At 69.0% G+C, this 1,045-nt stretch carries 1 protein-coding gene; it reads right to left on the reverse strand.

Annotation, left to right across the window (positions count from 1 at the left end; translation table 11 throughout):
* Positions 1–1,045: hypothetical protein (locus ACYVDE_RS23985; protein ID WP_460504038.1), on the reverse strand; the 1,045-nt coding region annotated here is incomplete at both ends.

Here is a 1,045-nt window from a genome sequence, read left to right on the forward strand (position 1 = left end):
TCTGGCGGGCGCCCACGTTCAGGTCGTGCGTCACGCTGGTGTCGAGTGGGCTCTCGCGGAAGCGCGTCCAGTCGAGCTGGCCCACGCGGTTTTCGCGGCGCTGGTAGTCGGCCAGCAGCAGCAGGCGCGGCCGTAGCTGGTAGCTCAGGCTCTGGCTCTGTTCGAGCACGCGGCTGGCGCGGTTGCGAGCCTGCTCGGTGACCTGGTCGCGTACTTGGTAGCTCACCCACAGGTGATACTGCGAACGGATGCTCCACTTGCCCGGCGCCCAAGTGAAGCCCGGCTCCCAATGCAGCAGGTGGTCGATGTAGTTCTCGGCACTCAGCCCGGCGCGGATGAACACCGTTTGCCGGTACTCGCCCGCCACGGCCAGCGTGGTGCGGAAGGCCCCGGCCCAGCGGCCGGTCCAGGTCAGGCGCAGCAGGTGCTGGGCTTCGTCGCGCACCTGCTGGTTGTCTTTGCTGGGGGCATCCACGCGCAGCAGCTGGGCCGTGCCCAGCAGGGCCAGCGCGTGGCGCGGGGTAGGCAGCCAAGTCAGGCTACCCTGCCACAGCGTAGTTTGCTCGGTAATGTCCTTTACCTGCTCGCGGGCCAGGGCGGCGGCCAGCCGGGCCACACTCAGGTTGCGCGAGTTGTCGAGGTAGTAGCCACGCCGGCGCTCGCGGTAGGCAAAGCTGAGGGTGGTTTGCAGCCGGGGCCGGGCAAAGCGCAGCTCCTGCCGGGTATCGAGTTCACGCTGCCGGTAGCCCACATTCTGCAGCGTATCGGCCCCCTCGCTCAGCCGCCGGTACAGGAAGGCCCGCGTAGGCAGCAGTACGCTGTTGTCGGAGCGCAGCGTGGTGTAAGGGTTCAGCCGGTAGCTGGCCCCCGCCTGCGCCAGCACTGTGTCGGACTGAATGCGCTGCACCGAGCCCAGCAGGTAGTCTTCGGCGCGGTTGGCGCGATAGCCCAGCCGGCCCTGCACCGCCAGCGCCGCGTTTTCCAGGAAGCTCTGCTCGCCGGAGGCCTCGGCCACCAGCCGCTGCATGATGCGCGGCCCCAGCCG

The organism is Hymenobacter agri, assembly GCF_054778495.1.